Origin of the sequence: Flavimobilis rhizosphaerae (assembly GCF_014852685.1) — a bacterium.
GTDB classification, from domain to species: Bacteria; Actinomycetota; Actinomycetes; order Actinomycetales; family Cellulomonadaceae; genus Flavimobilis; species Flavimobilis rhizosphaerae.
In genome coordinates, this window is record NZ_JACZDF010000001.1 from 355,346 (window position 1) to 381,400 (window position 26,055).

22 protein-coding genes, 1 tRNA gene and 1 riboswitch are annotated in these 26,055 nt (G+C 73.8%); of the genes, 12 read left to right on the forward strand and 11 right to left on the reverse strand.

Annotated features, from left to right (window positions below; genetic code table 11):
• The first annotated feature begins 49 nt into the window (after window positions 1-49).
• Entirely contained in the window at window positions 50-928 is an 879-nt protein-coding gene (gene rfbD / locus IGS67_RS01535) for a dTDP-4-dehydrorhamnose reductase (RefSeq protein ID WP_192277157.1), read from the forward strand.
• Window positions 929-988: 60 nt separating this feature from the next.
• Here rfbD and IGS67_RS01540 read toward each other — a convergent pair whose 3' ends face one another.
• The 3 genes from IGS67_RS01540 to IGS67_RS01550 form a co-directional block, all read right to left on the reverse strand.
• Window positions 989-2,260, reverse strand: a complete 1,272-nt coding sequence (locus tag IGS67_RS01540; RefSeq protein ID WP_192277161.1) for a nucleotide sugar dehydrogenase — start codon at window positions 2,258-2,260, stop codon at window positions 989-991.
• A 206-nt stretch (window positions 2,261-2,466) separates the two neighbouring features.
• Window positions 2,467-3,591, reverse strand: coding sequence for a phosphoserine transaminase (gene serC / locus IGS67_RS01545; RefSeq protein WP_192277164.1), 1,125 nt, complete (start codon window positions 3,589-3,591; stop codon window positions 2,467-2,469).
• A 149-nt stretch (window positions 3,592-3,740) separates the two neighbouring features.
• Window positions 3,741-4,550, reverse strand: a complete 810-nt coding sequence (locus IGS67_RS01550; protein ID WP_192277167.1) for an endonuclease domain-containing protein — start codon at window positions 4,548-4,550, stop codon at window positions 3,741-3,743.
• 290 nt (window positions 4,551-4,840) lie between these two features.
• Between IGS67_RS01550 and IGS67_RS01555 the strand changes: the two genes are divergently transcribed.
• The 3 genes from IGS67_RS01555 (at window position 4,841) to IGS67_RS01565 (ending at window position 7,846) form a co-directional block, all read left to right on the forward strand.
• Window positions 4,841-5,539 (forward strand): metal-dependent transcriptional regulator, encoded by a 699-nt coding sequence (locus IGS67_RS01555; protein WP_192277169.1) that lies wholly within the window; start codon window positions 4,841-4,843, stop codon window positions 5,537-5,539.
• Between the two features lie 231 nt (window positions 5,540-5,770).
• Window positions 5,771-5,921: riboswitch (cyclic di-AMP (ydaO/yuaA leader) on the forward strand.
• Between the two features lie 2 nt (window positions 5,922-5,923).
• Complete coding sequence (locus tag IGS67_RS01560) at window positions 5,924-6,694, forward strand: C40 family peptidase (protein WP_192277171.1); 771 nt, start codon at window positions 5,924-5,926, stop codon at window positions 6,692-6,694.
• Between the two features lie 165 nt (window positions 6,695-6,859).
• On the forward strand, window positions 6,860-7,846 hold the full coding sequence (locus IGS67_RS01565; protein ID WP_192277173.1) for a universal stress protein: 987 nt from the start codon (window positions 6,860-6,862) through the stop codon (window positions 7,844-7,846).
• A gap of 24 nt (window positions 7,847-7,870) precedes the next feature.
• Here the strand turns inward: IGS67_RS01565 and ddaH are convergent, their stop codons facing one another.
• The 3 genes from ddaH to IGS67_RS01580 are packed head-to-tail and all read right to left on the reverse strand — an operon-like array spanning window position 7,871 to window position 10,033.
• Window positions 7,871-8,677, reverse strand: a complete 807-nt coding sequence (gene ddaH / locus IGS67_RS01570; RefSeq protein WP_192277175.1) for a dimethylargininase — start codon at window positions 8,675-8,677, stop codon at window positions 7,871-7,873.
• A 1-nt stretch (window position 8,678) separates the two neighbouring features.
• On the reverse strand, window positions 8,679-9,503 hold the full coding sequence (locus IGS67_RS01575; protein WP_192277177.1) for a hypothetical protein: 825 nt from the start codon (window positions 9,501-9,503) through the stop codon (window positions 8,679-8,681).
• Window positions 9,500-10,033: an OsmC family protein gene (locus IGS67_RS01580; RefSeq protein WP_235977478.1), complete on the reverse strand. Its 534-nt coding sequence runs from the start codon at window positions 10,031-10,033 to the stop codon at window positions 9,500-9,502. Before IGS67_RS01580 ends, IGS67_RS01575 begins: the two co-directional genes overlap by 4 nt.
• Window positions 10,034-10,228: 195 nt before the next feature.
• On the opposite strand from IGS67_RS01580, the gene IGS67_RS01585 reads away from it, so the two are divergent.
• Window positions 10,229-11,077 carry a TspO/MBR family protein gene (locus IGS67_RS01585; protein ID WP_192277179.1) on the forward strand — a complete coding sequence of 283 codons (849 nt, stop codon included), beginning with the start codon at window positions 10,229-10,231 and terminating at the stop codon, window positions 11,075-11,077.
• Window positions 11,078-11,110: 33 nt separating this feature from the next.
• Here the strand turns inward: IGS67_RS01585 and IGS67_RS01590 are convergent.
• Window positions 11,111-11,186: transfer RNA gene (locus IGS67_RS01590), tRNA-Arg, on the reverse strand.
• A 314-nt stretch (window positions 11,187-11,500) separates the two neighbouring features.
• On the opposite strand from IGS67_RS01590, the gene IGS67_RS14250 reads away from it, so the two are divergent.
• Both IGS67_RS14250 and IGS67_RS01600 read left to right on the forward strand, forming a co-directional pair.
• A complete protein-coding gene (locus IGS67_RS14250; RefSeq protein ID WP_192277181.1) occupies window positions 11,501-16,300 on the forward strand; it encodes a hypothetical protein in 4,800 nt (1,599 codons plus the stop codon).
• Window positions 16,297-16,575, forward strand: a complete 279-nt coding sequence (locus tag IGS67_RS01600) for a hypothetical protein (protein WP_210766950.1) — start codon at window positions 16,297-16,299, stop codon at window positions 16,573-16,575. Before IGS67_RS14250 ends, IGS67_RS01600 begins: the two co-directional genes overlap by 4 nt.
• A gap of 122 nt (window positions 16,576-16,697) precedes the next feature.
• Here IGS67_RS01600 and mscL read toward each other — a convergent pair whose 3' ends face one another.
• The 3 genes from mscL to IGS67_RS01615 all read right to left on the reverse strand — a co-directional run bounded on the left by mscL (window position 16,698) and on the right by IGS67_RS01615 (window position 18,229).
• Window positions 16,698-17,138, reverse strand: a complete 441-nt coding sequence (mscL, locus tag IGS67_RS01605; protein ID WP_210766951.1) for a large conductance mechanosensitive channel protein MscL — start codon at window positions 17,136-17,138, stop codon at window positions 16,698-16,700.
• A gap of 39 nt (window positions 17,139-17,177) precedes the next feature.
• Window positions 17,178-17,876 (reverse strand): SAF domain-containing protein, encoded by a 699-nt coding sequence (locus IGS67_RS01610; protein WP_192277183.1) that lies wholly within the window; start codon window positions 17,874-17,876, stop codon window positions 17,178-17,180.
• Window positions 17,877-17,968: 92 nt separating this feature from the next.
• Window positions 17,969-18,229 (reverse strand): FmdB family zinc ribbon protein, encoded by a 261-nt coding sequence (locus tag IGS67_RS01615; RefSeq protein ID WP_102510209.1) that lies wholly within the window; start codon window positions 18,227-18,229, stop codon window positions 17,969-17,971.
• A 184-nt stretch (window positions 18,230-18,413) separates the two neighbouring features.
• Here IGS67_RS01615 and IGS67_RS01620 point away from each other — a divergent pair, with 184 nt between their 5' ends.
• Complete coding sequence (locus IGS67_RS01620) at window positions 18,414-21,065, forward strand: penicillin acylase family protein (RefSeq protein WP_328741357.1); 2,652 nt, start codon at window positions 18,414-18,416, stop codon at window positions 21,063-21,065.
• Window positions 21,066-21,078: 13 nt separating this feature from the next.
• Here the strand turns inward: IGS67_RS01620 and IGS67_RS01625 are convergent, their stop codons facing one another.
• Complete coding sequence (locus IGS67_RS01625) at window positions 21,079-21,717, reverse strand: 5-formyltetrahydrofolate cyclo-ligase (RefSeq protein ID WP_192277185.1); 639 nt, start codon at window positions 21,715-21,717, stop codon at window positions 21,079-21,081.
• An 81-nt stretch (window positions 21,718-21,798) separates the two neighbouring features.
• Here IGS67_RS01625 and IGS67_RS01630 point away from each other — a divergent pair, with 81 nt between their 5' ends.
• The 4 genes from IGS67_RS01630 (at window position 21,799) to IGS67_RS01645 (ending at window position 26,012) form a co-directional block, all read left to right on the forward strand.
• Window positions 21,799-22,719 carry a UTP--glucose-1-phosphate uridylyltransferase gene (locus IGS67_RS01630; protein WP_192277187.1) on the forward strand — a complete coding sequence of 307 codons (921 nt, stop codon included), beginning with the start codon at window positions 21,799-21,801 and terminating at the stop codon, window positions 22,717-22,719.
• 4 nt (window positions 22,720-22,723) lie between these two features.
• Window positions 22,724-23,956 (forward strand): molybdopterin molybdotransferase MoeA, encoded by a 1,233-nt coding sequence (locus IGS67_RS01635; protein ID WP_192277189.1) that lies wholly within the window; start codon window positions 22,724-22,726, stop codon window positions 23,954-23,956.
• A complete protein-coding gene (locus tag IGS67_RS01640; protein ID WP_192277190.1) occupies window positions 23,953-24,561 on the forward strand; it encodes a GNAT family N-acetyltransferase in 609 nt (202 codons plus the stop codon). The genes IGS67_RS01635 and IGS67_RS01640 overlap by 4 nt, the downstream gene beginning before the upstream one ends.
• A gap of 122 nt (window positions 24,562-24,683) precedes the next feature.
• Window positions 24,684-26,012, forward strand: coding sequence for a hypothetical protein (locus IGS67_RS01645; protein ID WP_192277192.1), 1,329 nt, complete (start codon window positions 24,684-24,686; stop codon window positions 26,010-26,012).
• Window positions 26,013-26,055 lie beyond the last annotated feature (43 nt).

Here is a 26,055-nt window from a genome sequence, read left to right on the forward strand (position 1 = left end):
GCACACTGGGACACGGCCCGCCTGGGCCGCGGAGCAGAGAGGGGACGACGTGCGCTGGCTCGTCATCGGTGGAGCGGGGATGCTCGGGACGGATGCGGCACGCGTCCTCACGGACGCGGGGGAGGACGTCCGCACGGTCGACCGGACTGAGCTCGACATCCTCGACGCCGCCGCATGCCTCGGCGCGGTCCAGGACGTCGACGTCGTCCTCAACTGCGCCGCCTGGACCGCTGTCGACGACGCGGAGACCCAGGAGCCCGCGGCGTTCGCCGTCAACGCGCTCGGCGCAGCCCACCTCGCACGCGCCGCGACCGCGGCAGGCGCGCGCCTCGTCCACATCTCGACCGACTACGTCTTCGACGGCGCCGCCTCGAGCCCGTACGAGGCCGACGACGTCGTCGGGCCGCGCTCCGCGTACGGTCGCACAAAGCTCGCCGGCGAGTGGGCCGTCCGCGCGCACGACACGGCCGGACGCCACCTCGTCCTGCGCACCGCGTGGCTCTACGGACAGCACGGCGGCAGCTTCCCCCGCACGATCGTCCGAGTCGCACGCGAGCGCGGCACCGTCGCTGTCGTCACCGACCAGCAGGGGCAGCCCACGTGGACGCGCGACGTCGCGGGCCTCGCGCTGCGCCTCGTGCGCGCCGACGCCCCCGCAGGCACGTACCACGCGACGTCGTCGGGCACCGCGACGTGGCACGACCTCGCGAGCGCCGCCGTCGCGTCCGCAGGCCTCGACCCGGCGGTCGTCACGGCGACGACGAGCGACGCGTTCGTCCGCCCCGCTCCTCGGCCCGCCTGGTCGGTGCTCGGTCATGCAAGCGTGCGCGCCGCGGGCGTCGAGCCCATCGGCGACTGGCGCGAACGCTGGAAGGCCGCCGTCGCGTCCGAGGGCTTCGCAGGGACGGTGCTCGGCGTCACGAGCTGAGCGTGCGGGGCACCCGTGGGCCGAGAGCGGTCTACGGGCGCGACTGACGGGCGCATGACCTCAGAGTTGCGCGACGGCGGGCCCGCTGAGCACGTGCTGCGTGTCGAGGACGGTCGTGCCGTGCTCGACGAGCAGCTCGTAGGGCACACCGCGGTGAGGCGTGACGATGACTGCCGCCGTCGTCCGGGCGAGCGTTGCCGCGTCGAGCGCCACCCGTTCGACACCGTGCGGCCAGTGATGGTCGTCGACAAGGTCGTCGACAGCGATGACCTCGGCACCGAGGGTCTGCAGATGCGTGACCAGACGCAGCGCCGGAGACTCCCGGACGTCCCTCGTGTCCCGCTTGTACGCAAGGCCCAGCAGCAGGATCGTGCTGCCGCGCACCGAACGCTCGCAGTCGTTGAGGAGCGTGACGACCCGGCTCGCGACGTACTGCGGCATGTGCTCGTTGACGTCGTTCGCCAGCTCGACGAAGCGGAAGCTCTGGCCGAGCCGCCGGCGCACCTGCCAGGAGAGGTAGCTCGGGTCGACCGGCAAGCAGTGCCCGCCCACGCCGGGGCCGGGCGTGAACTTCATGAAGCCGAACGGCTTGCTCGACGCAGCCTCGATCGCCTCCCAGATGTCGATGTCGAGCTGGTGCGCGAAGACCGCGAGCTCGTTGACGAGCGCGATGTTGACGTGCCGGAACGTGTTCTCGAGCAGCTTCGTCAGCTCGGCCTCGCGCGTTCCCGAGACTGGGACCGTCGTCTCGATGAGACCTGAGTAGAACGCGTCGACGCGGGCGAGGGACGCCGCGTCGATCCCCGAGACCACCTTGGGGGTCTCGACGAACCCGAACGTCGGGTTGCCTGGGTCGATGCGCTCGGGCGAGTAGCCGACGTGGAAGTCCGGCCCGGCGGTGAGGCCGGAGACCTCCTCGAGGATCGGGATGAGCATCTCGTCGGTCGTGCCCGGGTAGGTCGTCGACTCGAGGACGACGAGGCACCCGCGCGTCACCCACGGTGCGAGGTCGCGCGCGGCGTCCCCGATGAACGAGAGGTCGGGCAGCGTCTCGCGCAACGGCGTCGGCACCGAGATGACGGCGACGTCGAAGCCGCGGCACGTGGCGTAGTCAGTCGTCGGCAGGTAGCGGCCGGTCGCGAGAGCCGCAGCGAGCTGTGCGTCGGAGATGTCCTCGACGAAGGACACTCCGGCGCCGAGCGCCTTGACGCGGCGCGCGTCGATGTCGAGGCCGACGACGTCGTAGCCCTGCTCGACAGCGCGCATGGCGAGCGGCAGACCGACATACCCCTGACCGACGACGACGACCTTCTGAGCGTGCTGCACTGACATCAAGTTCCCCCGTCCGGGCGCGCCAGGGCGAGGCGCGCTGCGTCCTCACGCTACGGACGGAGGGGACGAGGGCGACAGCGGAACGAGCGTGGATCACCCTGGCTCCACCCCGGAGCACCTCCCACCTCGCCTGGAAGGTTCGAGAGGCGGTGGGACGGACGCGTGAGGGGCGGGCACCCACCGGTGCCCGCCCCTCACGTCCGGGCTCAGCCGAGCTGCGACACCACGTGGTCGACAGCCTGCGTGAGCCGCTCGACGTCGCTCGGCTCGACCGCCGGGAACACGCCGACGCGCAGCTGGTTCCGGCCGAGCTTGCGGTACGGGAAGACGTCGACGACGCCGTGGTCGCGAAGGACCTTGACGATGCGTGTCGCGTCGATGCTCTCGTTGACGTCGATCGTCGCGACGACGTTCGAGCGCGCAGCCGGGTCCGTGACGAACGGCGTCGCCCAGTCCCGGGCCTCGGCCCAGCGGTAGAGGATCGACGCCGACTCGGCGCAGCGCGCCGTCGACCACGCGAGCCCGCCCTGCGCGAGCAGCCACTCGACCTGCTCGGCGAGCATGACGAGCGTCGCGACGGCCGGGGTGTTGAGCGTCTGGTCGAGGCGCGAGTTCGTGAGCGCGATGTCGAGCGAGAGGATCTCCGGGATCCACCGTTCCTTCGCGAGGCGCTCGGTGCGCTCGACAGCCGCGGGGGAGAGGGTTGCGAGCCACAGGCCGCCGTCGGACGCGAAGGCCTTCTGGGGCGCGAAGTAGTAGACGTCGGCCTGCGACGCGTCGAGCGCGAGCCCGCCCGCGCCGCTCGTCGCGTCGATCGCGACGAGCGCGCCGTCGGTGCCCTCGGGCCGGACGACGGGCGCCATCGCACCCGTCGACGTCTCGTTGTGCGGCCACGCGTAGAGGTCGACGTCCTCCCGCACCTCGGGCAGGCACACCGTGCCGGGCGCCGACGTCCGCACGAGCGAGTCCGCGAGGAACGGCGCCTTCGACGTCGCGGAGGCGAACTTCGCGGAGAACTCCCCGAACGACGCGTGCGACGCGCGGTCGTCGACGAGCGAGAACGTCGCGACGTCCCAGAACGCGGTCGCGCCGCCGTTGCCGAGGACGACCTCGTAGCCGTCGGGCAGCGAGAAGAGCTCGGCGAGGCCCGTCCGGACGCGGCGCACGACGTCCTTGACGGGCGACTGCCGGTGCGAGGTGCCGAGCAGATGCGCGCCCGCCGCAGTGAGCGCCTCGACCTGCGCCGGACGCACCTTCGACGGGCCGGAGCCGAAGCGCCCGTCGACGGGCAGCAGGTCGGCGGGGATGACGATCGGGGAGTTCTCGCTCACGCAGGCGAGCGTACGCGCCCCGCGCCGGCTCTGGTGGACGTGTCCGCACCCCGGCTGCACCGGCACACCCTCCCGCTCTCTTCGGGCCTAAGCACACGATCCGTGTGCACAGGCCCGAACAGAAGCGCGCCCACGGGCGACGAGTGGCGTCAGCGTGCGTGGGCAAGGAGCTGCCGGATCTGGGTGACGAGCGCGTCGGGACGCTCAGTGAGGTCCCACCACGTCACCCGGACGACGACCCACCCCGCGGCGCTCAGCGCCGCGTCCCGTCGGCGATCGCGGACGAAGTGCCGTTCGTGCGCGCTGCGCCCGTCGACCTCGATGGCGACGCGGGCCGCAGGGAACACGATGTCAGGGCGCACCCGCTGCCCCGGCAGGTCGATCGTGACGTTCGCCTCCCACCCGGTGATGCCCGCCCGCAGGAGCAACGTGTGGAGCAGCTCCTCGGCCTTGCTCCACGCGCCGGCAGCGGTCCGGCGCAGCAGCTGCTTGAGCTGTCCGTTGCCACGGCGGTGCGGGTGCGCAGCGAGGTGCGCCTCGATGTCGCCCCGCTGCAGCTGCTCGAAGGACGCGAGGTAGGCGTAGAGGTTGCGTGCCTCGTCCCAGGGCATCGTGGCGAGCGCGTCGATGAAGGCCCAGCGCCTGGGTGCGACGCGTCCGATCCCGGCGATGCGGAGGATTCCGGGTTCGTCGACGTCGACCATGCGTCCGACGAGGCCCGAGGGGACGGACCACCCGGGGGCGTGGACCTGGATCGCGACGGGCGGCAGGGCAGCGACAGGGGCACCGTGATAGGCCGCAGCGATGCGCCCGACGACGAGGCAGCCGGGCCTGGCCAGCCCTGCCGCGAGGACCAGGTCGCTCGCCGTGACGGTGTGGTCGCGGTGTGCGAGGACCTGTGCGACGACGCGTCGCCAGACACCGCGGGCGAGCCGGTGGTCGACCTGACGTCGGGTCATCCCTGCCGCATACGCGTCACGCCGCAGAAAGACGCCGTGCGTACGGCGCGAGGGCACCCAGGTCTCGGGGAATCGTGCAGCCACGTCCCCACCCTGGCCCGCGACACGGCCCAAAGCCGCCTATCCACAGCCCCGACCTCGTGCTCCGGCACCTCTCTTCGTGCCTGTGCACACGTTTCGTGTGCACAGGCACGAAGAGTGGGGCGGTCCGGCCGGGCACGGACGGGCCCCGCGTCAGGACGGACGGCCTAGACTGGGCCGCGACCGACGACACAGGGAGGCTGGGCGCCGTGAGCGACCTCATCGACACCACCGAGATGTATCTCCGGACCATCTACGAGCTCGTCGAGGAGGGGATCGTCCCCCTCCGCGCCCGCATCGCCGAGCGGCTCGGGCATTCCGGCCCGACGGTCTCGCAGACCGTGGCTCGTATGGAGCGAGACGGCCTCGTCGTCGTCTCTGGCGACCGGCACCTCGAGCTCACGACCGAGGGCCTTGCGAAGGCGACGCGCGTCATGCGCAAGCACCGCCTCGCCGAGCGCCTCCTCACCGACGTCATCGGCCTCGACTGGGAGTTCGTCCACGACGAGGCGTGCCGCTGGGAGCACGTCATGAGCGACCGTGTTGAGCGCCGGCTCCTCGATCTCCTCGGTCAGCCCACCGTGTCCCCGTACGGCAACCCCATCCCCGGGCTCGGCGAGCTCGGCGCGGCCGCGGCCGGCGGCGAGTTCCTCGACGGCGTCGTCTCCCTCCAGACGGTCCACGAGGCGCTCGAGGACAGCGCGCCGCGCGAGGCGACCGTCGCGCGCCTCGGCGAGCCGCTCCAGACGGACATCGAGCTCCTCGCGCGGCTCTCCGCGGCCGGAGTGACCCCCGGTGCGACGGTCTTCGTGACGCGGCAGGCCGACAGGCTCGAGGTCTCCTCCGCGGACGCGGACGGCGTCGACCTTCCCGTCGAGGTCTTCCGGCACGTCTTCGTCGAGGCCTGAGGGCCTCCCGCGGGCTCCGCCCAGGGGCCTCGCACGGCTCTGACGAGGGGCGTCGCACCGATGGTGCGGCGCCCCTCGTCCATGTCGCGCGACAGCCCAGATCGACACGGCGGAAAAGATCGTGACCTCCGCGTGACATGGCGTGGGTGGGTGAGGTACCTTCGATCTGCCCGACCGGTTCTCCGGACGGGACCGCGACCGGAACGCCGAGCTCTGCCACCGGTCGCGAACCATGATGAACCGCTGGCAGAGGCGGGGGAACCACCTGGTTCCGTGGAGACACGGAGCCCGGGGTGAAGCCGGGACGACCTTGGTCGGACCGGCCGGGCACTCTTCAGCCCGAACCCGACAGCTAACTTCGCAGGCGTTGGAGAGAGGCCAGCAGTGACCCTGAGCAGCACCCGTGGGCGCCACCGCGCCGCACGCCGCCCCCTCGGCCAGGTCATCGTCGACGTCGCAGGAGAGGGCATCGGACGGCGGACAGCCGTCGTCGCAGCCTCCTCCGGACTTCTCGTCTCGATGGCCGTGGCCCCCGCCAACGCCTCTGTCGGCTCCGACGCCGTCGCGCTCGGCTCCGCCGACGTCTCTGCGCTCACGTCGCAGGCCCGCGCACAGCTCGCCGCAGCCCCGGCCGTCACCGTCTCCGACGGCTCCTGGGCCGAGGACATCAAGGACGTCGCCGTCGTCAAGGTGACGCCGGCGCCCGAGGTCCGTGCGACGCCCGCGCCCGCGCAGCGCACCGTCACCCCCGTGTCGCGCTCCGCTGAGCGCACCGAGGCCCCCGCACCGAAGGTCGAGAACAACCCGATCCCGCAGAGCGTCTCGGGCTCCAAGGTCCTCGAGATCGCCTCGCGCTACGTCGGCGTCCCCTACGTCTACGGCGGCACGACGCCCCGCGGTTTCGACTGCTCGGGCTTCACCTCGTACGTCTACGCGCAGCTCGGGATCAACCTCCCGCGCTCGTCGAGCGCCCAGCGCCACGCCGGGAAGGTCATCTCGCGTGCCGACGCCCGCCCCGGCGACCTCATCTGGACGCCCGGCCACATCGCGATCTACGCAGGCGGCAACTCCCAGATCGACGCGCCGCGTCCCGGCAAGACCGTCCAGTTCCGCAAGATCTGGCAGCGCAACCCGGTGTTCATCCGCGTCAGCTGACACAGCCCGTCCCGACGGCCCGGCCCCTCCCCAGGGTGCCGGGCCGTCGGCGTCCACGGACCGGACCGCCCCCGTGCGGTGTGCAAGAACAGGTCCAGGACGAGTAAAGTCGACGGAAGGACGACGTGGTCCGCTCGCGCCGTCACCTCGAGAAGGAGGCATCCCGTGCCGCACCGTGACGTAGTCCTCGTAGGAGTCGACGGCTCCGCCCCGAGCCTCCACGCGCTCGACTGGGCCGCAGCGGAGGCGAAGAAGCTCGGCTGGCCGCTCCACGTCGTCTGCGCGTACTCACTGCCCTCATTCACCGCCGCGTCGCTCGACGGCGGCTATGCGGCGCTCGACGACACCGCGATCCTCGACGGCGCACGCAGCGTCCTCGAGGAGGCCAAGACCCGGGCCGCCGCGCACGGCGTCGCCGTCACCGCGACCGTGACGACCGGCGACCCCGCAGGAGCGCTCGTCGACCTCTCCAAGGAGCACCGCCTCGTTGTCGTCGGCACCCGCGGCCACGGCGGCTTCGCAGGCCGCCTCCTCGGCACCGTGTCCTCCGCGCTGCCCGCCCACAGCCACTGCCCGACGGTCGTCGTCCCCTACCTCGGGGAGGACGGCGAGCGCACCGCCATCAGTTCCGTCGCCTCGAACGCCGGGCTCGACCCGGTCGACCAGCGGCCCCTCTTCCCGCTGCGGCGCATCGTCGTCGGCATGGACGGCTCACCCACCGCCGAGGACGCGCTGCGCGCGGCCCTGCGCCAGCAGAAGCTCTGGGACTGCGAGCTCGTCGCGGTCGCCGGCGTCCCCGTCGGCTCGGGCGCCGGCATGCTCGCGTGGCTGCCCGCCGCCGTCGACCACGAGGCCGTGCTCGCGGACGTCGCCGAAGGACTCGGCGTCATCGTCGACCGCGTCCTCGCCGACCACCCCGGCCAGACCGTCCGCCGCATCGTCCTCGACGGCACCGGCGCCGAGCTCCTCACGGAGTTCTCGACCGCGTCCGACCTCGTCGTCGTCGGATCCCGCGGCCGTGGCGGGTTCGCCGGCCTCCTGCTCGGCTCGACGTCCCAGGCCGTCCTCCACCACGCCAAGTGCCCCGTCATGGTCGTGACGAAGCGCTCCGCCGCCGCCGACAGCCCCCAAGAGACCGCCGACGAAAGCTGACGGCGCGCAGCGTGACGGGAGGGCTTAGCGCAGCACGAGCGTGCAGCACTTCACCGAGCCGCCGCCCCGGAGGATCTCCGAGACATCGACCGGCACCGGTGTGTAGCCCCGCGCCCGCAGGCGCTCCTCCCACGAGGGCGCGCCCGTGCCGAGCCACACCCGCTCGCCGTCGCTCAGGGCGTTGAGCGCGAACGACGTCGCCTCGGCCTCCGAGGCGAGGAGGGCGTCCGGGAAGAGGCGCTGCAGCGCCTCCTGCGACGCAGCGGAGAACGCACCCGGGAAGTAGGCGACGTCGACGGCACCGTCGACGTCACGCAGCACCGTGAGCGCCGTGTCGAGGTGGTAGAAGCGCGCATCGATGAGCTCGAGCGTCACCACTGGAAGGCCGAGCGCGCGCGACGCCTCCGCGTGCGCCGCACGCTCCGTGCGCCAGCCGGTCCCCGCGAGCAGGACGTCACCCGCGACGAGCAGGTCACCCTCGCCCTCGTTGACGTGCTCAGCCGCGTGTGGCTCGAAGCCGAGTTCAGCGAGCCGCGCGAGGTATGCGGGTCCCTCCTCGCGTCGCTCCGCGACGAAGAACCTCGCGCCGTACGCGGCCCCGCCGACGACGGTCGCGCCGTTGGCCGCGTAGACCATGTCCGGCATCCCCGCGAGCGGTGCGATCGTCTCGACCGTGTGCCCCGCCGCGACGTACGACGCGCGGAGCGCCTCCCACTGCGTCACGGCGAGCTCCGTGTCGACGGGCCGCGACGCGTCCATCCACGGGTTGATCTCGTAGCGCACCGTGAACTCGGTGGGCGGGCACATGAGCAACCGCAGCGTGCGTCCCATGTCAGCGCTCCGAGGCCCCGGGACCAGGTCCGCCGCGGTCGGCCCCGCCGAGCGCGGTGGGTCCGCCGAGCAGGTCGGGCCGGTCGGCCACGGCCTCGAGGCGAGGCGCGGCGTCTGCGGACGTCCCCTCGACGACGCGTAGGCGCGGCGGGAACTGCGCGGGCGGCTCGCCGAACGCGGCGCGCGCCTGCGCGACGATGCCCTTGCCGAGCGCCCGGCCACCCAGCACACCGATCGCGGCACCCACCCCGAACGGCACGAGCCGGCCGAGGAGCAGGCTCGAGCGCCTCAGGAGGTGTTTCTTGACGAAACGACCCGCGAGGACCTTGTTGACCCGCTGGATCGTCGTCGACGGCATCGCCGCGAGGCCGACGCGCGCCCATGCCGTCGGGCTCAGCCCCGCCGACTCGATCGCGCGCGGGCCGTCCTCGCCGAGGAGGGACGCGAGAAGCAGGGTGCGGCGACGACCGACGTCGTCGACCTCGATGCCGTGGACGTCCGCGACCGCGAGCGTGTACGCGGCGGCCGCCGCGAAGAACGCGGCGACGTCCGCGGCCGTGAGGGTCGCGGCCACTGCGGTGCCGACCGCGGGGATCGCCGCTGTCCCGCCGACGGCGCCGCCGGTCGTCTGGACGACCGCGAGGAGCTCGGAGTCGAGGATCGCGAGGAGCTGCGCCGGCGTCGCCTCAGGGTTGCGTCGTCGCAGCTGGTCGACGTGCGCGCGGATGACCGACGACGGCACTCGCACCGCGGCGTCGACCGCCCGACTCACGAGGCCCGTGCCGGGGACGCCCGCGAAGCGCTCGAACGGGTCGCCGGCGCTCATCGAGGCGGCTCCTCGGCGATGTGCGCCGTGGTTGCGCCCGTCGCGGTGTCGACGAACGTCAGGTGCACCTCCGCGCCCGCCTGGACCGTGCGCCCCACCGTGCAGTTCTTGTCGACGGCACGCCCTGCGGCGGCTAGCAGCCGTGCGGCCGCGTCCGGCTCGAGGGCCGAGAGATCGACCTCGAGACGCTCGTGCGCCTCCGTGTAGCGCTCCTCCGCAACGTTCTTGACGGTCGCCCCGTGGAGCGTCGCCGCGTAGTCGTCGCCGAGGCGCCGCGCGAGCGTCACGTCGGTCGACAGGCCCGTGCAGCCGAGGAGCGCAAGCTTGAGGAGCTCACCCGGCGTGAAGCGCTCGTCGTGCTCCGCCGAGCCGATGTGGACGACCGCACCGCGGCCGTTGTACCCGACGTACTGGCGCGGACCCACACGTTCGATGCGCACCGCGGCGGGATCGTCGGGCATGGCTCCCGCGGCCTCGGCCGCGTCAGCGGCGAGAGCGGCGGCGAGCTCGAGATCGGGAGAGGACGTCATGCTCGCCAGTTTTCCACGACACACCCCGGACGGCGACGTGCGAGACGCACGTCCCACGCCGACGACGCCTCCCGGGAGGTCGGCCCCCTCGCCGTGCGGACACTCGGGCGTCCTGTCACTGTGTTGGGATCCGACGCCCCGGAGGTGCCCGTGTCCCACGTCCCGACCCCGTCCCACGTCCCGGACCCGCCCCACGTGCCAACCCCGTCCCGCGCGCAGTCCCGCGACCGCATCCGCCAGGTCGGTGTCACCGTCGCGGCAGTCCTCATGCTGCTCGGCACGCTCGTGGGGGTCGGCGTCCTCGGCACCCGCGTCGCCGAGTCCGCAGGCGGCAGCCTCTCGGCGACAGCGACGCCGCTCGCACCCGCCGGCCCCGCGTTCTCCATCTGGTCGGTCATCTACGTCGGGCTCTTCGCGTACGTCGTCCTGCAGTGGCTGCCGCGGCACGCGACGACCGCTCGGGCGCGCGCCACCGGCTGGCTCGCCGCGATGACGATGGTGCTCAACGGCGCGTGGCTGCTCATCACGCAGGCCGGATGGCTGTGGGTGAGCGTCGTCGACATCGTCGTGCTCGCCCTCGCGCTCGGCGTCCTCGTGAAACGACTCACCGTGCTGCCTCGCACCGGGGGCACCGTCGAACGGCTCGTCGTCGACGGCACCTTCGGCCTCTACCTCGGCTGGGTCGTGGTCGCGACCGTCGCGAACATCGCGGCCGCGCTCGCGGACTCGGGCGTCGAGCCGGCGCCCCGGACCGCGGAGATCCTCGCCGTCGTCGTCCTCGCCGTCGCGGCGGGCCTCGGCGTCGTGCTCGCGCGCGTCCTCGGCGGGAGGTTCGGCGTCGCAGCTGCCATGGCGTGGGGTCTCACGTGGATCGCTGTCGGGCGGCTCACCGACGCACCGACGTCGACGACGACGGGGATCGCTGCAGTCGTCGCCGCGGTCGTCGTGATCGTCGCGGCGGTGCTCTTCCGGCGCCCTGCGCCGGGCGTGGCGAGCTCCGCCGGAGGTGCGCGGAGCGATGTCGGCGAGCCCGGACGAGCATAGGGCGCCGACCGGACCTGATCGAGAGCCGCACGATGGTGCGCCTGGGCAGATTCGAACTGCCGACACCCGCTTTAGGAGAGCGGTGCTCTATCCCCTGAGCTACAGACGCTCGGCGCGGGACCGGCCCGCGCACGGAGGAAGCCTACCCTGCCCGGCGCCACGCACTCGCGCACGCGGTCGTGACAGTGCCCGACGACACGCATGAAAGCGGTTCCCTCACCTGCATTGACACCCGGTGGTTGAAGATGCAAACTTCTCGATGACGGCGCGCATCGCCTGCCCCCTGCGTGGTGCGCGCCGTCCCTCATGCCCGGGCCAGGAGCCTGCGAGCGCAGCCGGAGCGGCACCCCCGAAACCCCCGTGGCGCGCGCGTACGCGGCGTGGCATCGCAGTCACGTCGTCCGCCACGGTTAGCGTGGCGGGGTGAACGTCGTCGCCAGCCACAGCACCCCGGGGGAGCACGACCGGCAGGGTTCCGCGCCCGCGCCCGCGAGCCCCCGCATCGTCGTGCCGCCGACCACGTCCCAGGTCGTCGCCCGCGCCGTCGCCGGATGGCGCCGCACCCTCTCCGACCGCGCCGGCGCCTCCTCGCTCGCCGACGTCAACCTGCTCGGCGAGGCCGTCCTCGAGCTCACGCACGCGCACCCGTCGGGCGTCGCGCAGCTCTTCGCCGGACGCACGACCGCCCTCGCCAACCTCTTCCGCGAGGGTGTGTCGCTGCCGACGGCACGTCGCCGCGCCCGCGCCGTCGCCGCGCGCGCGACCGAGCAGACCGAGCGCTTCGGCATCGCCCCCACCTTCCTCGCGATCGGCGTCGCCTCGTGGACCGTCGATGCGACCGCGTCGACCTCGCACGACGACGTCGCCGCGCTCGCCCGCATCGCCGGGGCCGCCGGTGACCCCGCGGACGACGCGTCCGACGCCCCCGCACCCGACGGCCCCCGCACCGTCCACGCACCCGTCCTCCTGCGCCCCGTGCGCCTCGCCGAGCGCACGAGCGGCGACGGCGACTTCGAGATCGGGCTCGAGCCGACCGCCGAGCTCAACCCGTTCCTCGCCCGCGCCCTGCGCGCCCGCGGCGCGCTCCTCGACCCCGCCGCGCTCGCCGCGAGCGCGTTCGACGGCGGCGGCTTCGACCCGCGCGCCGTCACCGAGCGCATCCACGCGCTCGGCACGGCCGTCCTGCCCGGCTTCGAGCTCGTCGAGAAGCTGCTCGTCGGCTCGTTCGTCCACCCCGGCCAGGCGCTCGTCGACGACCTCGACGCGCTCGTCGGGCTCGAGCACAACGACCTCGTCGTCGCGCTCGCGCACCTCGACCTCGAGGACGCGCACCTCGTCCAGCACGCCAAGGAGTCCGACGTCCCCGCGGCCGAGCTCCCCGACGACGCGCCTGCCGCCGCGGCCCGCATCCACGTCGCGCAGGAGCTGCCGCCCGTGCGGCTCGCCGACGAGGACCCCGCCGACGAGCGAGGCGTGGGCGACCTCGACCGTGCGCAGCGCCACGCGCTCGACGCCGTGACGTCGGGCCGCCACGTCCTCGTCGACGCACCCGCCGGGGCTGACGTCGCCGGCACGATCACCGCGATCCTCGCCGACGCCGCCGCGTCGGGCCGCTCGGTCCTCTACGTGCCCGGGCACCGGCGCGCCGCCGAGCAGGTCCTCGCGCGCATGACCGAGCACGGCATCGACGACCTCGTCCTCGACATCGAGCCCTCGTCGTCGTGGCGCGCCGGCGTCTCCCGCCGCCTCCTCGCAGCCATGACGCTCGAGCCGCCGTACGTCGACCGGCAGGCCCTCGGCCGCACGCGCGCCGACCTCATCGACACACGGCGACGTCTCGCGGGATACATGCGGTCCCTCCACCTCGTGCGCTCCCCGTGGGACGTCTCCGCGTACGACGTCCTCCAGTCGCTCGCACGCCTTACCGCCGAGCGGCCCGCGCCGTCGACGCACGTGCGGCTCGACCTCGCGGCCGCGACCGCCCTCCGCGGCGACGCTCGCCTCGACGCTGCGGACGACCTCGTCCGCGCGAGCGAGCTCGGCGCGTTCACGCTGCGCCCCGGCGCGACGCCGTGGTTCGGTGCCGACCTCGTCGACGACGACGCCGCGGCCGACGCCCTTGCGCGCGCCGCCCGCCTCGCCGACACGCTCTTGCCGACCGTCCTCGCCCAGATCGAGCACGTCCGACGCACCGCCGGCCTCGTCGAGCCCCGCACCGTCCGCGAGTGGGGCGACCGCCTCACGATGCTCGACGGGCTGCGCACGACCCTCGACGTTTTCCAGCCCCTGATCTTCGAGCGCACCGCTGCCGGGCTCGTCGCCGCGACCGCCGACGCGCGCACGCGCCGCGAGACGCACGACGACATGACGGCGCTCCAGCGCCGCCGCCTCGTCAAGCAGGCCAAGGACATGCTCCGTCCCGGCACTCGCGTCCCCGACCTCCACGCGGCCCTCGTCGAGGTCCAGGCCCAGCGCGAGGCGTGGACCGCCGTGTGCCCGGGCGGTGGCTGGCCCATCCTCCCCGACGGACTCGCCGACATGGAGCAGACCTGGGACGAGCTCGTCGCCGACCTCGACGCGCTCACCGCGGTGCTCGCGACGACGCCCGCGGGCGCCGACCTCCTCGACACGCCGCTCGACGACCTCGCCGCACGGCTCCGTGCGCTCGCCGACGACCGTGAGGCGCTCGACCACCTGCCCGAGCGCACCCGGCTCGTGAGGTCCCTCGCCGCGCGCGGCCTCGGCGACCTCGTCACCGACCTGCGCGACCGCCGCGTCGACGTCGGGCTCGTCGTCGCCGAGCTCGAGCTCGCCTGGTGGGCGACCGCGTTCGAGGCGATCCTCGCCGAGGACCGCTCGCTCGCGATCTACGACGGCGCCGGCCTCGAAGCCCTCGCCCAGCGTTTCCGCAGCCTCGACCGCGCGCACGTCGCAGGCCTCCCCGGGCCCGTGCTCGTCGCCGCGCTCTCCGGCATCACGCTCGCCGTGCGCCGCCACCCCGACGACGCCGAGGAGCTCTTCGCCGAGCTCCTCGAAGGCCGCTTCGGCGGGCTCCGCGACGCCCTCGATCGGTACCCCGCGCTCGTCCGTGCGCTGCGCCCCGTCGTCGTCGCGAGCCCCACGCTCGTGCCGCACGTCATGCCCCCGAGCCGCACCGTCGATCTCGTCGTCCTTGACGCCGTCCACCACCTGCCGCTCGACGCGCTCCTGCCCGCGATCGCGCGCGCCCGCCAGGTCGTCGTCGTCGGCGACCCCCGCCGTGCCTCTGGCACGGGCCTCCAGAACCTCGCGCGCCTCCTGCCGTCCGTCACCCTCACCGCCGACGTCTCCGCACGCGACCAGGACCTCGTCGAGCTGCTCGCCCGCCATGGCTACGACGGCGTCCTGCGGACGACGCCGCTGCCCGTGACACGCGAGCTCGTGAGCTTCGAGGACGTCGCCGGCGCGGGCGTGCCCGCCGCCGACGGCACCGTCCTCACGACGCAGGCCGAGGTCGCACGCGTCGTCGAGATGGCCGTCGAGCACGCTCTCGTCCGCCCCGAGGAGTCCCTCGCGATCATCACGCTCTCCGCGACGCACGCCGAGCGCGTCCGCGAGGCCCTCCACACCGAGGTGCGCCGCAACCCCGCGCTCACGAACTTCTTCTCCGCCGAGCAGCCCGAGCCCGTCGTCGTCGCCGACATGACCGCCGTCGCCGGCCTCGTCCGCGACGCCGTCATCCTCTCCGTCGGGTTCGGCCGCACACCGCACGGCCGAGTCCTGCATCGTTTCGGCGCCGTCGCCGAGCCCACCGGCGAGGCCATGCTTCTCGACGCGCTCGCCGTCTCCCGCGCCCGGCTCGACGTCATCGCGTCGTTCTCCGCGGCCGACCTCGACCCCGAACGGCTGCGCGCCCCCGGCACGCGCCTCCTCGCCGACCTCCTCGAGCTCGCCGAGTGCCGCACCCACGCGGGCCCGACCGTCCGCACCGAGTCCGTCGAGGCGGGCCTCAACCCCGACCGCCTCGTCATCGACCTCGCCGAACGGCTCTGGCGCGCCGGCCTCCTCGTCGAGACCGACTTCGGCGTGCCCGGCGGCGAGCGCATCCCGCTCGTCGTCGGCCACCCCGACCTGCCCGAGCGCATGCTCGTCGCCGTTCTCACCGACGACGACGCCTACATCGCCGAGGAGTCCGTGCGCGTCCGCGACCGGCAGCGCGCCGAGCACCTCGAGCGGCTCGGCTGGAACGTCGTCCAGGTGTGGAGCGCCGCCGCGTTCCTCGACCCGGTCAAGGAGGCCAACCGCATCCGCACCGCTGTGCTCGACGCGGCAGCCGCACTCCGGCAGACGCCGCTCTTCGGCGGTGCGGCGCTCGGCCACACGACCGACGAGCTCGCCGAGGGCGTGCCGACGCCCGCGGTCGCCGGTGCGCTCTCCGGTCCGCCTGCGGGTGCGAGCGGCGACGCGGCCCCGACGGTCGGAACGCCGGCCTCCGCGGACGGGACGCCCAGCGTCCCCGAGAGCGCCACCAGGACGGCGGGCGAGAGCCTGCCGCGGCCGAGAGCGGCCTCGCCGAGCGCGACCACCCCCGACGAGCACATCGCCGCACCCTACGAACCGGGCGTCCGCAGCGCGATAGGTGCGTCGTCGGCATCGGCAGGGTCCGGTGGGACGGGCGCCTCAGCTGCGAGCGGCACGTCGAGCGACTCGGCCGCGTCGGTTCGTTCGGCATCTTCGGTCACGTCGAGCGTCTCGAGCGCGTCCGCGCTCTCCGGCGCATCCACGGTGTCGGTGGCGTCCGCGCTCTCGACCGTGTCCGTGGCCTCGACATCGTCCGTCGCGACGACAGCGTCGGCCGCCGACGCTGTGGACGACGTCGTCGCCGAGCCCCGCAGCTTCGTCCGTGGCCCCCGCACCCCGGGCTCGACCTCGGGCGGCGAGGCCGTGCTCCAGGGGGGCTTCGCGATGGTCGGCGGCATGCAGCCCGACTTGCTCTCCTCGCTCGCGGGCGATGACCCCGACACCGACCGTCCCGCTCGCCCCGCCGTCCAGCCCGGGCTGCCGATCAGTGCCTACGGCGACAACGACCTCGACGCCCTCGCGCGCTGGATCGCGTCCGACGGCATCGTGCGCGACGAGCAGCAGCTCGCGGGAGCACTGCGTGCCGAGCTCGGCGTCGTGCGCCGGTCCAACCGCGTCGACGCTGCCGTCTCCGCGGCGGTACGCAGACTCCTCGGACGATGACCGAGCCGACCGAGCCCGTCGACCTTCCCGAGCCCGTCGACGTGCCCGGGCCGACCGAGCCCGTCGACGTGGACGAGCCGACCGAGCCCGACGGCGCGCGGCCGCGTCGACGCCACCGTCGCGTCGTACGCCGGGGCACGGAGACGAGTACCGTCGCCGGGACGAGCGCGGACGAGCGCCCCGAGGGCTGGTCCGAGCCGGGCGCGACGCACCACGACGCCGAGCTCCTTCGCGATCTGCCGCCCCACTGGGGCGGCGCAGGTTACCGCGACTAGCCGGCCCAACCGCGCCCCGGTCCCACCCCCAGACACAAGAATCCGCGCGGATGGCTATGGGGAATAGCCATCCGCGCGGATTCCTGGGGGTGGGCGGGCGCCACGCGGGGCGCGCGCCCGCGTCAGGCCTGGGGCGTGCCCGGCTGGGGCGTGCCCGGCTGGGGGCCGGCCGCCTGGGCGCGGAGGAGGTCACGGATCTCCTCGAGGAGCTGGATGTCCTCGGCCTTGACCTCCGGCTCGGGCTCGAGGCCGCGCGCGCGACGCTCGGCGAGCTTGTTCATCGGCAGGACGATGAGGAAGTAGACGGCGGCGGCCACCGCGAGGAAGTTGATCATCGCGTCGAGGACGAGCCCGGGCCTGAAGACCGCATCGTTGATCGAGAAGCTGAGCGCGCTCGCGAGGCTCGTCGAGCCGAAGACCGCGGCGATGAGCGGGGTGATGATCGCGTCGACGATGTTCGTGACGATCTTGCCGAACGCGCCGCCGATGACGACCGCGACCGCGAGCTCGACGACGTTGCCCCGCGAGATGAAGTTCTTGAAGCCTTCGAAGATGTCCTTCATGGCGTTCCTCCTGCGCTGTGTCCGCTGTGTGCGGGCCGATCATCCCACGAGGACGACGCTGAGGCTCCCTGACACAGCCGAGGCGGCGACGGTCGGGGCATCGTTCACCCGCACGGCGAGGAGCACGACGGGCTCCGCGGCCGGCGCCACGCCGAGCAGGCCGCCGTCGGACGGCGCCGCCGGCGCGGGGGAGGGCAGGACGAGCGCGGCGCGGGTGAGGACGCGCCCGTCCGCGACGACCGGCTCTCCGGACGCGTCGGGCGCCGACGGCACGACGACGTCGACCCGCATCCCCGGGGCAAGGAGCGCTGCGACCTGCGGGTCCGCGAGCCGCACGGGCACGGCGGCCGAGCCGGGAGGGAGATCCGCGGTGCCGCGGACGAGCAGCTCGGCGCACAGGAAGGTGCCCGCCCGCAGGTCGACCGCAGGGACAGCACCCACCGCGTCACCCGGAACGGTGAGCGCGCACGGAGGTGACCCGGCGGCGGGGACGTCGACGCGCGTGAGGGCCGCCGCGGTGAGCGGCTCACCGGCGGGAACGTCGCGTGCGAGCGCGACGACCTCACGGTGCGGGGGCGGCGGGGGGCTCGCAGCCGTGACGGCGGCCGCAGCGAGCACGCCGAGGCCGACGCTCACGAGGACGCGGCGACCGCGCCACGTGACGACACGGAGCGTGCGGGCCCGGCGGCTGCGCGCCACCGCACGAGCGTGCGTGCCAGGACGAGGGGAGCGGGTCATGCGCCGACGCTAGGCGAGACGCACCGCTCCCGTCCGGGGCCGGTGGACGCGCACGCGTGCAGCGGGACCTGTGGGCAGGAGGCCCGGACGCGTCAGGCCGCGCCCGTCGACGTCGACGTCGACGCGGGCTTCGCGGCAGGCTTCGCCGCCGGCGTCGAGACGCTCGACGACGAGCCCGAGCGTGAGTCGGTGCGGTAGAAGCCCGATCCCTTGAAGGTCACGCCCACTGTCGAGAAGATCTTGCGCAGCCGGCCCGAGCACTCGGGGCACACCGTGAGGGCGTCGTCCGCAAAGGACTGGTGGATGTCGAAGCTGTGACCGCACGCGGTGCACGTGTACGCGTAGGTGGGCACGGTTCTCTCTCCTTGCTCGAGGGGGCGGGCCGCGACAGGGCCGCCGCGGGCTGGCACTCCGTCGTTCCGAGTGCCAACTATACGTCGGACCGCCGCCGACGAGCCGTGCGCCCCGTCACACGCCCTCGCTGCCGTCCCGGTGGACCACCCTGCCGTTGTCCGACGTCCGGACTAGGCTCGACGCGTGCTCAGTCGCCTGTCCGCACCGCGCAAGGTGCTCCTCGCCGTCGTCACGCTTCTCGTCGTCGTCCTCGTCGCGACGACCGTCGCAGCCGTCGTCGTCGTGCGCAAGCCGTTCCCCGCGACCTCTGGCGAGGTGACGATGCGCGGCCTCGACGGAGCCGTCACCGTCGAGCGCGACGCCCGCGGCGTGCCCTACCTCACGGCGACGACGAGCGAGGACCTCTTCCGGGCGCAGGGATACGTCCACGCGCAGGACCGCTTCTTCGAGATGGACTACCGCCGGCACGTCACCGCGGGCCGGCTCGCCGAGCTCGTCGGCGACAACCCCGACGCGATCGCCGCCGACCGCGTCGTGCGCACCTTCGGCTGGCGCCGCGTCGCCGAGCAGGAGTGGGACCTCCTCGAGCAGAGCACGCGCGACAACCTCACGGCCTACGCCGAGGGCGTCAACGCGTACCTCGCGGAGCGTTCGCCTGCCGAGATCGCGCTCGAGTACACCGTGCTCGGCACCCAGGTCGACGTCGCCGACCCCGAGCCGTGGCAGCCCGTCGACTCCGTCGCGTGGCTCAAGGCCATGGCCTGGGACCTCCGCGGCAACTTCGACGAGGAGCTCGAGCGCGCCGCCGCGTTCGGCACCCTCCGCGACGTCACCGCGGTCGAGGCCCTGTTCCCCGCCTACCCCGACGACGCGAACGCCCCGATCCTCGCCGCGGACGAGGCCACCGCGACCCGCGGCGAGCGCCGCGCCGCCGCACCGAAGGACGCCGAGGGCGGCACGGGCGGCGCGAGCCGCGCCGCACCCGAGGACGGACTCCCGCTCGAGGACGCGGGCGTGCGCGCCGCCCTCGACGCCGCGGCCGACGCGCTCGCAGCCGTCCCGCAGCAGGTCGGACGTGGCGAGGGCACGGGCTCCAACTCGTGGGTCGTCGCCGGAGAGCACACCGCGAGCGGCAAGCCGCTCCTCGCGAACGACCCCCACCTGTCGCTCGCAGCACCGAGCATCTGGGCACAGATCGGCCTGCGCTGCGCCCAGGTGAGCGACGCCTGCCCCTACGACGTCGCCGGCTTCTCGTTCTCCGGCCTGCCCGGCGTCATCATCGGCCACAACGCCAACCTCGCGTGGGGCCTCACGAACCTCGGAGCCGACGTCACCGACTTCTTCGTCGAGGCGGTCCGCGCGCACACCTACCTCCGCGACGGCTCCTGGGAGCCGCTCGACATCCGCCAGGAGACCATCAAGGTCAACGGCGGCGACGACATCGTCATCGACGTCGCCGAGACCGTCCACGGGCCCGTGATCTCCGGAGAACTCGGCGAGTCCCTCGCCGCCCTGCTCTCGCCGACGGCGGACGCAGGGCTCTCCGGCGTCACCTACGGCGTCGCCCTCAGCTGGACGGCGCTCACGCCCGGCCGCACCGCCGACGCGATCTTCGCGCTCAACCGCGCGGCCGACGCCGACGACGTCGCGCAGGCCGCAGCGCTCTTCGCCGTGCCCTCCCAGAACATCATCTTCGCGACGACCGACGGCCACATCGGGTACCAGGCCCCCGGCAGGATCCCGCTGCGTGGCAACGTCACCGGACCCGTGCCGTCCGACGGCACCTGGCCGCGGCCCGGCTGGGACAGCGCCTACGACTGGCAGGGCTACGTCGACCCGGCCGACATGCCCGCCGTCCTCGACCCCGAGTCCGGCGTCATCGTCGCCGCGAACCAGGCCGTCCTCCCCGCGGGCGAGGGCCCCTACCTCACCGCCGACTGGGACTACGGCTACCGTTCGCACCGCATCTCGACGCTCCTCGACACTGCGATCACCGGCGGCACCAAGCTCTCGGGCGAGACCATGAGCGCGATCCAGTCCGACGTGTGGAGCCCGTTCGCAGCTGCGCTCGTCCCGACGCTCCTCGGCATCAGCCTCGACGACGACTTCGCCGCACAGGGCCAGGAGCTCCTGAGGAGCTGGGACTACAACACCGACCCGTCGTCGGCCGCCGCAGCCTACTTCAACGCCGTCTGGGCGCACATCGTCGACGGCGCGTTCGCCGACGACCTGCCGGACTCCGTCCAGCCCAGCGGCTCGAGCCGCTGGCTCGCCGTCGTCACCGAGCTCCTCGACGACCCCGAGGCCCGGCTCTGGGACGACCGCACGACCGTCGACGTCGTCGAGACGCGCGACGAGATCCTCCGCCAGGCGCTCGTCGACGCCCGGCTCGAGCTCACGACCGCGCTCGGCCGCGACACCGACGACTGGCAGTGGGGCAGGCTCCACCAGCTGAGCCTCGAGCACCCCGTGCTCGGCGGCGAGTCGATCCCGTGGCCCGTGCGCGCGTTCGTCAACCCCGCGACCCAGCAGCTCGGCGGCGGATCGTCGATCGTCGATGCAACGGCCTGGGACGCATCAGCGAGGACCGCGACAGGCCGCACCGACTTCTCGGTGACGTCCGGACCGTCGATGCGCATGGTCGTCGACCTCGGCGTGCTCGACGCGTCGACATGGGTCGTCGTCACCGGCACCTCAGGTCACCCGGGGCACCGGAACTACGCGGACCAGTTCGAGGCATGGTCGGTCGGCGAGACGTTCGCGTGGCCGTTCAGCGCCGACGCCGTGACCCGCGCAGCCGGCGAGACGCTGCGCCTCGTCCCGAGCGCCGAGTAGGAGCAGCTGGGGCTCAGCCCCGCTCCGCCCACTGCCAGCCCGACGGCGTCGCGAACGCGTCGACCGGTACATCGTGCGGCTCCGTCGGGATGGGGGAGTCCGCCGCGTCGTAGATCTCCTCGGGGAAGACGAGCGCGACGACCTTCGCGTCCGGCCGCTTGTGGCCGAGCGCTCGGTCGTACCAGCCGCCGCCCTGCCCGAGGCGCGCTCCCGCAGTGTCGACGGCGAGCGCGGGCGCGATGATGACGTCGGCCTCCGCGAGCGCGTCCGCACCGAGGTGCTCGGTGCCCGGCTCCGGCGGTCGGCCCGGAGCGCGCTCGAGCAGGTCGTCTGCCCCTGCGAACGGGGCCCAGCCGCGCTCGAGCCCCGTGCCGAGGACCGGCAGGAGGACCCTGACGCCGCGCAGCGCGAGATCCTCGAGGAGCGGCAGCGTGCCCGGTTCGGAGGGACGCGAGACGTACGCGGCGACGCAACGTGCCTCGCGCAGCTGCTCGAAGTCGGCGAGCGAGTGGACGAAGCCCGCGGCAGCCTCCTGGCGCCGTCGCGAGGATCGGTGCTCCCGCGCCGCGCGGATCGCCTTGCGGACCATCGTCTTGGCGTCCTCCGGCTCCAGGCCGGGAGGGACATGGATGGGCTGCGCTGCTCCGCTCATGGCTCCATCATCCCAAACTTTCCCCGCTCCACCGCCGCTGACGGTCCCAGGTCCGGTTGCGGTGGTCGCTAAGGTATCTGCATGGAGATCACCAAGGCTGTCATCCCTGCTGCAGGTCTGGGCACCCGGTTCCTTCCCGCGACGAAGTCGACCCCCAAGGAGATGCTCCCCGTCGTCGACAAGCCCGCGATCCAGTACGTCGTCGAGGAGGCCGCAGCGGCCGGCCTCGCGGATGTCCTCTTCATCACGGGACGGTCCAAGCGTTCCCTCGAGGACCACTTCGACGGGGTCCCCGAGCTCGAGGCGAACCTCGAGGCCAAGGGCGATGACGCCCGCCTCGAGGCGGTCCGCGAGTCGTCGGCGCTCGCCGATGTCCACTTCGTCCGGCAGGGCGAGCCCATGGGGCTCGGGCACGCGGTCCTGCGCGCCAAGAACCACGTCGGGGACCACACGTTCGCGGTCCTTCTCGGTGACGACCTCATCGACGAGCGCGACCCGGTGCTGCCCGCGATGATCGAGGTCGCACGCCGCACGGGCGGCTCGGTCGTCGCACTCCTCGAGGTCGACCCAGCGCAGGTGTCGCTCTACGGCTGCGCCGCTGTCGAGCCAGCGCCGCAGGTCGGTACGGTCGACGGTGTGCCCGGCAGCGACGTCGTCGGCGTCACGGGCCTCGTCGAGAAGCCCGCGCCGGAGGACGCGCCGAGCAACCTCGCGGTCATCGGCCGCTACGTCCTCAACCCCGCGGTGTTCGAGGTCCTCGAGCGCACCGCGCCCGGCCGTGGCGGCGAGATCCAGCTCACCGACGCGCTCGCCGAGCTCGCGACCATGCCTGCCGAGCAGGGGGGCGGCGTCTACGGCGTCGTCTTCCGCGGTCGCCGCTACGACACGGGTGACAAGCTCGACTACCTCAAGGCCGTCGTGCGGCTCGCGTCCGAGCGCGACGATCTCGGCCCCGACTTCCGGGACTGGCTGCGGGGCTACGTCCCGACGCTCGACGCGTGACCTCGTGCTGAGCGTCCAGGCGCACCTCGCGGAGATCCTCGCGGGGCTCAGCCCCGTCCCTCCGCTCGACGTGGTCCTCGGCGACGCGGCAGGTTGCATCCTCGCCGAGGACGTCCGCGTCGACGTCGACGTCCCCGCGCACGCGACCGCGGCGCACGACGGTTACGCCGTCCGCGCCGACGATGTCCACCCTGCGACCGATGCCGCGCCCGTGACGCTCCCCGTGGTCGCCGACCTCTGGTCGGCCGCCGAGGCGCCCGAGCGGCTCGTCACCGGGCAGTCCGTGCGGATCTCGTCGGGCGTCGCCCTGCCGGTCGGCGCGGACGCCGTCGTCCCGCTCGACCACACCGACCGCGGCACGGCGCAGGTACGCGTGCGCCGGTCGGTCGGCGTCGGCTCGGGCGTGCGACGTGCGGGGGCCGACGCACGCGCCGGGCAGGTCGTCCTCGCCGCCGGCCTGCGCCTCGGTGCGCGGCAGATCTCCCTCGCCGCGGCACTCGGACGTTCCCACCTGAGGGTGCACCCGCGGCCGCGCGTCGTCATCGTGCCCGTCGGCGACGAGCTACGCGTCCCCGGACGTCGCAGCGCCGGAGCGGGCGTCTTCGAGGCCAACGCGCAGGCCCTCGCGATCGCCGTCGAGGACACGGGCGCCGTCGCGATCCCCGTCGCACCCGTGAGCGACGACCGTGCGCACCTCCGCGAGGTCCTCGCCGACCAGCTCGTGCGCGCAGACCTCGTCCTCACGACGGGCGGCCTGTCCGAGGGCAGCCACGACACGCTCAAGGACGTGCTCGGACCGCTCGGCACCGTGCGCTTCGACCACGTCGCGCTCGCCCCCGGACGCGGCCACGGCTTCGGCACGATCGGCGAGGACGACAGCGTCGTGCCGATCGTCGCCCTGCCTGGGCACCCCGTCGCGGCGCTCGTCGCGTACGAGGTCTTCGTGCGGCCGGCGCTCCTCGAGATCGCGGGGCACACCGATCTCTTCCGCCCGTCGGTCGTCGCGTACGCGGACGCCGAGTGGAACAGCCCGGCGGGGCTGCGCGAGTTCGTGCCCGCGCACCTCACGGGCAGCCCCGACGAGGGCTACCGCGTCGTGCCCGTCGCGGACCCGCGTGCGATCGACCAGATGTCGCTCTCGTCGCTCGCCGCGGCGAACGCGCTCGCAGTGGTTCCCGAGGGCGAGTCCTTCGTGCGGCTCGGCTCGCGCGTCCACTGCCTGGTGCTCGAGGGATGACGTCCGGTTGGCCTGCGACGCTCCGCGCGCTGTCGGCCGCCGGAACGGTCACCGTGCGTCCGCTGCGGCGACGGGACGCGCGCGCATGGTCCGCCGTGCGGGCGCGCAACGGAGCGTGGCTCGAACCGTGGGAGGCGACGTCGCCGACGGGGGCTCCGGCCGCGTCGTTCGGCGCGTACGTCGCGGCGGCGCGTGCGCACGCGCGAGCCGGCACGCACCTGCCGTTCGTCATCGAGCTCGACGGCAGGCTCGTCGGGCAGGTGACGGTCGCGAGCATCGTGCGTGGCTCCGCGTGCACCGCGTCGATCGGCTACTGGATCGACAGCGCGGTCGCCGGGCGGGGGATCGTGCCGACGGCGGTCGCCCTCGTCATCGACCACTGCTTCGCCGAGGTGGGCCTCCACCGGATCGAGATCGCCATCCGACCCGAGAACGCGCCGAGCCTGCGCGTCGTCGCCAAACTCGGCCTGCGGGAGGAGGGTGTGCGCGAGCGCTTCCTCCACATCGACGGGCGCTGGCGCGACCATCGGGTGTTCGCCGTGACCTCGGAGGAGGTGCCGGGAGGGTTGCTCGCGCGGCTGCGGGAGCGGGCGGAGAGTGCATGACCGATCGCAGAGGGTTGCGCGGTTCGGGCGGCGAGCGTCCCACGACGGGTGGAATCACACCCGTGTAAGACACGCCGGAGGGCGTCCGTGGGAGCGTGCCACAGCTCGCATACCGTCGGGGAGTGGAGAATCTGGCCGGGGCGGCGGTGCTCGCCATCGCCGCGTTCTGGGCGGTCTACCTCCTCCCTCAGCGCGTGTCGCAGCGGTCGCAGGTCGCCACGGCACGCACCGAGGACCGGCACTCGGGCGCCATGCGGATCCTCGCGGTCGCCCGGCGTGACGGCAGGGAGGAGCCCGGGACGTCGCGTGACTGCCCGCCAGGACAGCTTCCCCACGGTCGTCTGCTGACGGGTCCGATGCCCGTCGTCGTCGCGCAGCCGGCCGCAGCAGCAGAGGGAGTCGTCACCATGGACCGACCGGTCATCGCGTCGCAGCGTCGCCCCGGCGCGCCCGTCAGGACGCGCCCTGCCGCGCCTGCCTCCCCACGTCCTCAGACGGCGAGCCCCGGCGCCGCGGCCGACGCAGCCGAACGTGCCGCTGCCCGCCCCGTCGCCCACCCTGCCGCTGCGCGCGCCACGGCCTCCGAGCGCGCCCGTGCGGTCGCCGAGCGTCGTGCCGCCGCTGCGCGCCGCCGCCTCGCCCTCACGCTCACGCTCCTTGCCGCGTCCGCGATCGCGTGGACCGCGGTGAGCGCGTTCTCCCTCCACGTCGCCGTGCCGACCGTGCTCACCGTCGCGCTCGGAGGGGTCCTCGCGCTCGGGCGTCGCGCCGTCGTCGCCGCCCGCCGCTCCGACGCAGAGCTCGCAGCTCGCGCGTCCGACGCTCGTCCCGCCCGACGCCCTGCGCCTGCCGAGCAGCCCGCCACCCGTACCGCACGTCCTTCCGCGGGCGCCCGGGCCCACGCCGGCAGCGCGCGCAGCGCGAGCGTCACCGGTCGCGCCGTGCACGGCAGCCAGACGACGACGCAGATGATCTCGAGCGCCGAGGTCCTCGAGCGCGCCTCGGCCGCCGCCGGGCGCGCCGCAGCGGCTCAGGCCGCTCCCGAGGCCTCCCCGCTGTCCGAGGGCCCGGACGTCAGCGAGACGCCCGCCGCCCGCGCCGCGGCTCCGGCCGTCACGGCCGACGCTCCCGCGTCCGCCTCTGCTGCGTCCCCCACCGCCGTGCCCGACGCGACCGGCTCGGCGACCGCGGAGTCCTCGGCCACCGACGACGACCGTGTCCTCGGTGGCTTCTCGCTGCCGCGTCCGACGTACACGATGAAGGCCGCTGCGCCCCGTCGTGAGGTCGCGCCGCTCGATGACGCGGACGTCACCACGCCCGCGAACGCCGCCGAGCGCGCACAGGACTCTGGCAGCACGGCCCGGTCCGCGGAGGAGCCCGCGACGACGACCGAGGGTCTCGGCCTCGGTCTCGACGCGATTCTCGCGCGCCGCCGCGCCTCCGGAGCCTGATCGTCCTGCGCGTGCCCCGCCGATTTTTCTGCGGAGTCCAGCG